This is a genomic window from Streptomyces sp. NPDC054847 (genome assembly GCF_053610925.1).
The window spans coordinates 1-9,627 of record NZ_JBSGZJ010000278.1 but is presented as its reverse complement, the minus strand read 5'-3'; the positions used below and the strand labels follow the sequence as shown (position 1 = coordinate 9,627).

Here is a 9,627-nt window from a genome sequence, read left to right as displayed (position 1 = left end):
CGCCTCTCCTTCGTGCCGGACGGGGTGTCAGACCATGTGGTCCGGGCTGACCTTGCGGAACTTCGTGCGCAGTTCACCGTCCTCGTGCACCAGGATGTCGGTGACGAAACAACTCGGACCGACCACCGGCTCGCGCACACCCGGACGGGTCTGCACCACCAGCGCGTAGTACTCGGTGCGCAGCGTGCCGTCGTCCTGTGCGAAGACCTGGAGCATGTTGAACCAGTGGCGGCGCTGCACCGGGTCGGCCGCGTGCGTGGTCCTCTGGTACTCGCCGATCGCCGCGGCGATCGCCTCCCGGCCCACCAGCGGGTCGCCACCCGGACGGTGGTCGAAGACGCCGTCGGCGGTGAACGAGCCGGCGAACTCCTCGGCCCGCATGTTGTCCAGGTGACGCACCTGGCCGGCGTAGAACTGCTGCACCTGTGCGTAGATCTCGCTCTGCGACACGACGGCCGCCATGGCTGTGCTGGTCACGTGATTCCTCCGGGGATGCTCCGGCCCTTCGGGCCGGGAAATATGGGGGCGAGTTTCCTGCGGTGCAGGGCGAAAGCGGCGGATCGCCGTCCGGGTGATGCGTCCTGACGCCGCCAGGGCCGCCCGGGCGGGCGCACTGCCGCGGCCCGCCGAGCCTCGCCGTGCCGGGTGGACCCGCCCTCGAGCCGCACTGGGCCCGGCCCCGCCGCCGGGTGTGCGTGGAGCGTTCCTCGAGCGAACCTCCATACGGGCACGGCAGATTGACCGGCACCGACACCGGTGTCGGACGAAGGAGGCCGCCCATGGACGGAACGTTCCGGGACGTGGTGCTGCTGCTGCCCGGCCAGGGCGCGCAGTACCCGCGCATGGCCGCCGGACTCTACGGCAGCGACCCCGTCTTCACCGACGCCGCCGACCGGTGCCTGGCCCTGTTCGGCAACGGCGACGAACTGCGCGCCGACTGGCTCGGCGACCACCCGGCCATCGGCATCGACGACGTACGCCGGTCCCAGCCGCTGCTGTTCACCGTGGACTACGCGCTCGGCCGCATGGTCATGTCCTGGGGTGTGCGCCCCGCGGCCCTGCTCGGCCACAGCGTCGGCGAACTCGCCGCCGCGGTCCTGGCCGGCGTGTTCACCCTCGCCGACGCGGTGGCCGTCATGCGCGACCGGGTCACCCGCATCGCCCCCCCCCCCCCCCGCGGGCTGCTGACCGTCGCCGGCACCCCCGACGACGTACGCCCCTTCCTCGCCCGCCACCCCCACATCGCCGTCGGCGCGCTCAACGCCCCCCGCCAGACCGTCCTCGCCGGTCTCACCGGCCCGCTGGACGCCATCGCGGCCGACCTGCGCCACGCCGGGATCACCACCATGCCGGTGGCCGCCCACCACCCCTTCCACAGCCCCGTCCTGGCCCCGCTGTTCCAGGACCTTGCCCTGTACCGGCGGATCACCGCCCGCCCGCCCCAAGTCCCCTTGTGGTCGGCCTTCACCCGCACCCGGCTGGAGGCGGACACCGTGGCCGACGCGGCCTTGTGGGCGAGCCACCCCGCCGCCCCGGTCCACTTCTGGCCCACCCTCGACAAACTCCTGTTCACCGGCCGCCACCTGCTGCTGGAGACCGGGCCCGGCCGGAGCCTGACCACCATCGCCCGCCGCCATCCGGCCGTGCGCCTGGCCCACCACACCACTCTCGCGCTCCTGCCCGTCCGCAGCCGCACCCCGGACGACGACCGGCAGCAGACGGCCCGGGCCCACGAACAGCTCCGGGCCGCCACCACGGCCCCCCAGTGGGCCTGAGCCCGCCAACGGGGGCGGGGCGGACGGGAAAGGCGGACTGCCGACAGCGGCTGCTCCCGCCCGACGGACGCGGCACCCCGGGCGGCACCGCCGAACCGGCCCCCGGCGGTCAGTAGTTGCCCAGACCGCCGCACACGTTGAGCGCCTGCGCCGTCACTGCCGCCGCATCGTCGCCGACGAGGTACTCGACCATCGCGGCCACCTCCCGCACCTGCACGTAACGGCCGTTGGGCACCCGGGTGGTGATGCGCTCGTACGCCTCCTCCTCGCTCACCCCCCACACGCCCGCGTAACCGGCGCGGACCCGCTCCGCCATCGGCGTCTCGACGAACCCGGGACACACCGCGTTGACGGTGATGCCGGTACGGGCCAGCTCCAGACCGAGCGCCTTGCTGAAGCCCACGACACCGTGCTTCGACGCCGAGTACGGGGCCGCCAGCACCACGCCCTGCTTACCGCCCGTCGAGGCGATGTTGATGATCCTGCCGCGGCCCGCCTCCTGCATGCCGCCCGCCGTCAGAACCTCCTTGGTGACCCGGAAGACACTGGTCAGGTTGGTGGCGATGACGTCGGTCCACAGCTCGTCGGTGATCGTCGCGGTCGGCCCGCCGCCGCTGCGGCCGGCGTTGTTGACCAGGATCCGTATCGGACCGTGCTGCTCCACGACCGTGCGCACCAGCTCACTGATCTGCTCCTGCTCGCGTACGTCGCACACCGAGCCGGTAACCGAAAGCCCTTCCTCCACGAGCTCCTTGACGGTGCTGGACACCGTCTCCTGGGAACGCCCGCACAGATGCACCGGGATGCCGGCGGACGCCAGCCTGCGCACGATCTCCAGGCCGATACCGCTGGTGCCGCCCGTCACCAGGGCGATCCGCTGATCCTTGACGGTCTCACTCATCTGAACTCCTTTGTGGACATACCCCCGGCTTCAGCCGGGGGGAGGAAACGAAGCCCCCGCGGAGCGGGGCGGGAAAAGGTGAATCGCCGCCGGCCGATGTGCCGCCACCCTCAACCAGTGGCAAACGCCCGCAAGTCGGCCTGCTGGTGCCGCTTTCCGTCCGTACCAGGACGTGCGACAGGATCGGGGGACCGGCCGAGGACCGCTCGGCGCACACGCGAAACGCGCTCGGAGGACGCTCGGGGCGCTCTTCGGCCGGCGGTCTCAGCGCGCGACCCGCTCCAGCAGCGGCACATACAGGTTCGGGTCGCTGCTGCTGAGCGTGCGCAGCGTGGTGCGGTGCGCGGCGAACTCGGGGCGGGCCAGGGCCGCGCGGAAGGACTCCTCGTCCTTCCAGTCGGCGATGTTCACATACAGGTGCGGCTCGTCGACGTGCTGGAGCAGCCGGTGGTTCAGGAACCCGGGCTGGGCGGCGAAGAACGCCGACGTGGCGTCGAAGGCCGTCTCGAACTCCTCGGTGGAGCCGGTGACATGGAACCGGTTGATGAAAGTGATCACGACGTGTCCTCTGATCGGGGGCCTCCTCGCGCCACGGTCCCGCCCCGCGCTAGAGCAGCCGTCGAACGGAGCCGGTCCCCACCGCCGCCGACCCCCCCCGCCCCCGCCTCCCGCCCGCCCGCGCCCGTCCCGCCGGCGCCCGTCCCGCCGGCGCCCGTTCCGCGCCCCGTCCCGCGCCGCGCCCCGTCCCGTGCCGCCTTCCGTTTCCCGCTTCCGCGTCCCGTCCTCCGCCTGTTCGACCGGTCGTCGAGCGGTCCTCGACCGTTCGCCGAGCCGTGCACCAGCCCTGCTCAGGGCCGGTTTGGGACCCTCGGCCGGATATCCGCTACCCGTAAGGAAGCCGACGTGGATCCGACCAGCACCGCCGTCCTCGCCGAAGGACTGCGCAAACGCTACGGCGACCGGTACGCACTCGACGGATTCGACCTGCGTGTACCCGCCGGCACCGTCCACGGGCTGCTGGGCCCCAACGGTGCGGGCAAGACCACCTCGGTCGGCATCCTGTCGACCCTGCTGAAGGCCGACGGCGGACGCGCCGAGGTCGCCGGGCACGACGTCGCCCGCCAGGCCGCCGAAGTCCGCGCGAGCATCGGCCTGGTGGGCCAGTACGCCGCCGTCGACGAAGTCCTCAGCGGACGGCAGAACCTCGTCATGTTCGGCCGCCTGCACCACCTGTCACCGGCCGCCGCCCGCCGCCGCGCCGACGAACTCCTGGAGCACTTCCGCCTCGCCGACACCGGCAAGAAACCGCTCAAGGAGTACTCCGGAGGCATGCGCCGCCGCCTCGACCTGGCGGCGAGCATGGTCCTCGCCCCGCCGGTGCTGTTCCTCGACGAGCCGACCACCGGCCTCGACCCGCGCAGCCGCGGCGAGGTGTGGGAGGCGGTGCGCAGCCTCGTCGACACCGGCACCACCGTGCTGCTGACCACCCAGTACCTGGAAGAGGCCGACCAGCTCGCCCACGCCGTCTCCGTCATCGACTCCGGCAAGGTCATCGCCGAGGGCACGCCCGACGAGCTCAAGTCCCGCATCGGCGGCGACCGGATCGACGTCGTGGTACGCCGCGCCGACCAGCTTCCCGCCGCCGCGGCGGCGCTGGAGCAGGTGTGCGCCGACCGGCCCGACACCGACCACGACACCCGCCGCATCAGCGCCCGCGTCAAGGACCGCACCAGCGCGCTCGCCGGCATCGTCCGCGCCCTGGACGCGGCCGGCGTGGCGGCCGAGGACATCGCACTGCGCCGGCCCACCCTCGACGAGGTGTTCCTCCACCTGACCGGCACCGGCACGTCCGCCGGCGCCACCGACAGCGACAGCGGCAGCGGCGCGTTGGGCAGTACCGGTGACGGCGCCCGAGAGGCGGTGGCGGCATGAGCATCACCGCACCCCGCCCCGTGGGCAGCGTGGCCCTCGCCCCGGTGATCGCCCGCACCCCGCTGGCCCGGCTGCGCTGGGCGGCCGCCGACGGCTGGACGGTCACCCTGCGCGGCCTGACCCACTGGGTCCGCGAACCGGGCACCCTGATCGGGTCGCTGGCCTTCCCCGTCATGATGGTGCTGATGTTCGGGTACTTCTTCGGCGGCGCCATGCAGGTGCCCGGCGGCGGGAACTACCGCGAGTTCCTCGTACCCGGCATGTTCGTCATGACGATGGTCTTCGGCATGGGCGAGACGGTCACCGCCGTCGCCGCCGACAAGAACCGCGGCGTCACCTCCCGCTTCCGCACCATGCCGATGGCCCCCTCCGCCGTGGTCGTCGGACGCGCCGTGACCGACATGCTCTCCTCCCTGCTGGCCCTGGCCGTCCTGTTCGCCACCGGCCTGGCCATCGGCTGGGACGCCCACGGAACGCTCGGCGAAACCACCCTCGCGGTCGGCCTGTTGCTGCTGCTGCGCTTCGCACTGGTGTGGGCCGGCATCTACCTCGGACTGCTGATGAAGGGCCCCGAGGGCATCACCATGGTGCAGACCCTGGAATTCCCCATCGGCTTCCTCACCAGCGCGTTCGTCGCACCGTCCACCATGCCGGGCTGGCTGGGCACGATCGCCGAGTGGAATCCGTTGTCCTCCACGGTGCTGGCGGTGCGGGAACTGTTCGGCAACCCGGGATTCGGCGGGGACTCATGGATCGCGCAGCACGCGCTGCTGATGGCCGTGGTGTGGCCCGTCGTCCTGTGCGCCGTCTTCTTCCCGTTGTCGGTGCGCCGCTTCCGCAACCTGACAAGCTGATCACCGACGCACACGCACGACGCAGCACCAGCACGACGCACGTAAGCAAGAGCACGAGCACGACGCACGTAAGCACGAGTACGACGCACGACGCGTGACGTGCGTGCGAGACGCAGTACAAGAGAACAGCACGCAAGAGAGAGCGGGACGCATGGTGTGGTTGGCGCCTGAGCAGGCCGGACTGCTGGCGCGGTGCGCGGTGGTCTTCGAGGCGGGGGACCCGGCGCGCACGGGCCGCCTCGTCTTCTTCGACCCGGACGGCTCCCCGCTGCCGGACACGGCGGCGGGCGAGCCGGGCGAGGCGTCGCTCGTCGTACCGCACGACGGCGGCGTCGCCCTGCGGACCCTTCCGGTGCTGCGCCTGCCCCTCGCCCAGGCGCTGCCCGCCCTGATCGAGGCCCGCCGCTGCTACGGCCGCAACGGCGCCACCGTCCATCCGGCCGCCGCGTTCTGGGGGGCCGCCGCCGCCCCGGCCGCCACCGGACGGGCCGCGTTCTCGGCCACCGAACCCCAGCACGTGCCCCAACTGCGCGCCTGGGCCGAGGAGATCTCCGCCGGACTCGACTCCGGCGTACGGGTGTCCCTCCACGTCCACCTCGCCGACACCCCCGACGGCCCGCCCGCCCTGCACCTGGTCCCGCGCGCCCACAGCCTCGCCGACCCCACCCTCGCGCTCGACGCGGGAGAGCTGTTCGCCAGCGCCGACCACGCCCTAGGCCCGCGCGCCCAGGCCGACACGATCCTCGCGGTGCGCCGCGCGGCGAGCGTGTGGGAGCCGCTGGAGCGGCTGCTGCCCGTCCCCTCCGCCCTGGTCCTGACCGACCGGGAGACCACCGAACTGATCGGCACCGGCGCGGCCCGGCTGCGCGCCCACGGCATCGACGTCCACTGGCCCGAAGGCGCCGCCCGCTCCCTGACCGCCCGCGCCGTCGTCGGCGCCGGCCGCATCCCGCCCGCCGACCTGCGCTCCTTCCTCGGCGGCGACCACACCGTCGACCTGCGCTGGCAACTCGCCCTCGACGGCGAACCCCTCACCGAGGAGGAGACGGCCCACGTCGCCGACGAGGGACGCCCCCTCGTCCGGCTCCGCGGCCGCTGGACCCTGGTGGGCGCCGACCTGGCCCGCAAGGCCCGCGAACGCGACCTCGGACCACTGACCGCCATCGAGGCCCTCGCCGTCGCCCTCACCGGCCACACCCGCATCGGCACCGAACAGGTCCCCGTCGCCCCCAGCGACTGGCTGCTGGCCCTGCGCGCCCGCCTCACCGACCCCGACGGCGGCACCGAACCCCTGCGGCAGCCCGACGCACTGGCCGCGACCCTGCGCGACTACCAACTGCGCGGCCTGCGCTGGCTCGACCGCATGACCTCCCTCGGCCTCGGCGGCTGCCTCGCCGACGACATGGGCCTGGGCAAGACGATCCAGCTCATCGCCCTGCACCTGCTGCGCCAGGAACACGACGACACCCGCGGCCCCACCCTCGTCGTCTGCCCCGCCTCCCTGCTCGGCAACTGGCAGCGCGAGATCGGCAGATTCGCCCCCGGCACCCCGGTACGCCGCTTCCACGGCACCGGCCGCAGCCTCCAGGGCGCCGACGACGGCTTCGTCCTGACCACCTACGGCACCATGCGCCTGGACGCCGAACGGCTCGGCGGCCACCGCTGGAGCATGCTCGTCGCCGACGAGGCCCAGCACGTCAAGAACCCGCTCTCCGGCACCGCCAAGGCCCTGCGCCTGATCCCCGCCGACGCGAGGATCGCCCTCACCGGCACCCCCGTCGAGAACAGCCTCTCCGAACTGTGGGCCGTCCTGGACTGGACCACACCCGGACTGCTGGGCACCCACGGCCACTTCCGCCGCCGCTGGATCGCCCCGATCGACGCCGAACGCGCCGACGCCACCGGCGAACAGCCCACCGCCCGCAAACTGGCCGGACTCGTCAGGCCGTTCCTGCTGCGCCGCCGCAAGTCCGACCCCGGCATCGCACCCGAACTGCCGCCCAAGACCGAGACCGACCGGCCCGTCGCCCTCACCGCCGAACAGGCCGCGCTCTACCGCACGCACGCGCAGGACGTCATGGACCGCATCCGCGCCAGCCAGGGCATCGCCCGCAGCGGCCTGGTCCTCAAACTCCTCACCGGCCTCAAACAGATCTGCAACCACCCCGCGCACTTCCTCAAGCAGGACGACACCCCCCTGTCCGGCCGCTCCGGGAAACTCGAACTCCTCGACGAACTCCTCGACACCATCACCGCGGAGGGCGGCGCGGCACTGGTGTTCACCCAGTACGTCGCCATGGCCAAGCTCCTCGAACGGCACCTGCGCGAACGCGGCATCGGGGCCCAGCTGCTGCACGGCGGCACCCCCGTACCCCGCCGCGAGGAACTCGTCCAGCGCTTCCAGGACGGCGAGGTCCCCGTCTTCCTGCTGTCGTTGAAGGCCGCCGGCACCGGCCTCAACCTCACCCGCGCCGACCACGTCGTCCACTACGACCGCTGGTGGAACCCGGCCGTGGAGGCCCAGGCCACCGACCGCGCCTACCGCATCGGCCAGACCAGATCCGTCCAGGTCCACAAGATGATCGCCGAAGGCACCATCGAGGACCGCATCGCCGCCCTGCTCGAGTCCAAGAAGGACCTCGCCGACGCCGTCCTCGGCTCCGGCGAAGGAGCCCTGACGGAACTGACCAACGACGAACTGGCCAACCTGGTCGAACTGAGGAGCGTCTGTTGAGCGATCACGAGGCGAGCGGCGCCCGCGGCTTTGCCGCCTTCCCCGCCCGCAAGGGCGGCCGCACCCGCGGACAGTCCCCGTGGGCCGGCCGGTGGACCGAGGCCCTGGAGGACACCTGGCCCGAGGAGGAACCCCTGAAGAAGGGCCGCGCCTTCTCCCGCACCGGACGCATCGGCCCCATCACCGTCAGCCCGGGCCGCATCGCCGCCGAGGTCTACGCCGGCGAGGCCGCCCACGCCACCACCCTCACCGTCACGGCATGGGACGACGACGACTGGGACCTGCTGTGGGAGCGGACCGCCGACCGGCCCGACGCCACGGAGGTCCTGCTCGCCGGCGACCTGCCCGAGGACCTCCTCGAAGCGGCCGAGGACGCCCGCCTCGGGCTGCTGCCCGGCTACGGCGACCTGGACGCGGACTGCGACTGCGACGCGCTCGACCACCCCTGCCCGCACGCCACCGCCCTCGGCTACCAGTTCTCCTGGCTCCTCGATTCCGACCCGTGGCTGCTCCTGCTGGTCCGCGGCCGGGACACCCACGAGGCACTCGACGAACTCAAGTCGGTCCTGATGCTGCGGGCACTGACCGCCACCGACGACGAGGACGAGGACGAGGAGGACGGCGAAGGCGAGGACGCCGGGGGAGAGGAGGCCGCGCAGGAGGACCGGCAGGAGCAGGCCGCCTACGAGAGCAACCGCGAGGCCTACGCCCGCCCCGCCGCCCCGCTGCCCGCCCTGCCGCCGCTGCCCGAGCCGCTGCCGTCCGCGGCCGAACCGGTCACCGGCATCGAGGCCGACCCGCTGGAGCGCCTCGTCGCCGACGCCGCCGTCCGGGCCCGTGAACTGCTCGCCCACATCGCCGGCTTCGGCGAGACGCCGCCCGCCCCGCCGCTCGACGAGTGGCACGACACGGTCCGCATCGCCGCCACCCACCCCGACCCGCGCGTCCCCGCCCGGCTGCGCGAGGCCTGCGGCCGCCCCGACGACCTCGACCGGGCCGCAGAGGCCTGGCGCACCGGCGGGAAAGCCGGCCTCGAGGTCCTCGAACAGCCCTGGACGCCCTCCGCGCAGGAAACCGCCCGCGCCCGCACCGCCCTCGCCGCGGGCTGGGACGAGGACCTGCCGGCCCTCGACGTCGACGGCAACCACTGGACCCTCACCGGCCGCGGCCTCCAGCTCCGCCAGGGCCGCGACGGCCGCTGGTACCCCTACCGCGACCGCTCCGGCACCTGGTGGCCCGCCGGCCCCCCGGACACGGACCCGGCGGTCGCCCTCAGCGAACTCCTCGCCCCGGAGGCGTAGCGGCGACGACGGTGACGCCGTCGCGGTGCGGCCCGAAGGGCACCGCGACGGCCGCCGGCGAGCGCCTAGCATGGCGCCATGGCCGTCGACCTCTTCGCAGGCATCCCCGTCAGCGACTACCGTGCCGCCC

The 9,627-nt window shown here is 73.2% G+C and carries 8 protein-coding genes; 5 read left to right on the top strand and 3 right to left on the bottom strand.

Annotated features, from left to right (window positions below):
- Positions 1–27 precede the first annotated feature (27 nt).
- Positions 28–477 carry a nuclear transport factor 2 family protein gene (locus tag ACWGH4_RS23845; RefSeq protein WP_453464264.1) on the bottom strand — a complete coding sequence of 150 codons (450 nt, stop codon included), beginning with the start codon at positions 475–477 and terminating at the stop codon, positions 28–30.
- 302 nt (positions 478–779) lie between these two features.
- On the opposite strand from ACWGH4_RS23845, the gene ACWGH4_RS23840 reads away from it, so the two are divergent.
- Positions 780–1,775, top strand: coding sequence for an acyltransferase domain-containing protein (locus ACWGH4_RS23840; protein ID WP_453464261.1), 996 nt, complete (start codon positions 780–782; stop codon positions 1,773–1,775).
- A gap of 109 nt (positions 1,776–1,884) precedes the next feature.
- Here the strand turns inward: ACWGH4_RS23840 and ACWGH4_RS23835 are convergent, their stop codons facing one another.
- Both ACWGH4_RS23835 and ACWGH4_RS23830 read right to left on the bottom strand, forming a co-directional pair.
- Positions 1,885–2,676 (bottom strand): SDR family NAD(P)-dependent oxidoreductase, encoded by a 792-nt coding sequence (locus ACWGH4_RS23835; RefSeq protein WP_441267320.1) that lies wholly within the window; start codon positions 2,674–2,676, stop codon positions 1,885–1,887.
- Positions 2,677–2,940: 264 nt separating this feature from the next.
- Positions 2,941–3,234, bottom strand: a complete 294-nt coding sequence (locus tag ACWGH4_RS23830) for an antibiotic biosynthesis monooxygenase (RefSeq protein ID WP_441267319.1) — start codon at positions 3,232–3,234, stop codon at positions 2,941–2,943.
- Between the two features lie 345 nt (positions 3,235–3,579).
- On the opposite strand from ACWGH4_RS23830, the gene ACWGH4_RS23825 reads away from it, so the two are divergent.
- From ACWGH4_RS23825 to ACWGH4_RS23810, 4 genes are all read left to right on the top strand, one after another.
- The gene (locus tag ACWGH4_RS23825; protein WP_453464256.1) at positions 3,580–4,608 is read left to right on the top strand and encodes an ATP-binding cassette domain-containing protein; all 1,029 of its coding nucleotides are present in this window, start codon (positions 3,580–3,582) and stop codon (positions 4,606–4,608) included.
- Positions 4,605–5,462, top strand: a complete 858-nt coding sequence (locus tag ACWGH4_RS23820; RefSeq protein ID WP_441267317.1) for an ABC transporter permease — start codon at positions 4,605–4,607, stop codon at positions 5,460–5,462. Before ACWGH4_RS23825 ends, ACWGH4_RS23820 begins: the two co-directional genes overlap by 4 nt.
- Before the next feature lie 151 nt (positions 5,463–5,613).
- The gene (locus ACWGH4_RS23815; RefSeq protein ID WP_453464253.1) at positions 5,614–8,196 is read left to right on the top strand and encodes a DEAD/DEAH box helicase; all 2,583 of its coding nucleotides are present in this window, start codon (positions 5,614–5,616) and stop codon (positions 8,194–8,196) included.
- Positions 8,193–9,497: a hypothetical protein gene (locus tag ACWGH4_RS23810; protein WP_453464250.1), complete on the top strand. Its 1,305-nt coding sequence runs from the start codon at positions 8,193–8,195 to the stop codon at positions 9,495–9,497. Before ACWGH4_RS23815 ends, ACWGH4_RS23810 begins: the two co-directional genes overlap by 4 nt.
- Positions 9,498–9,627 lie beyond the last annotated feature (130 nt).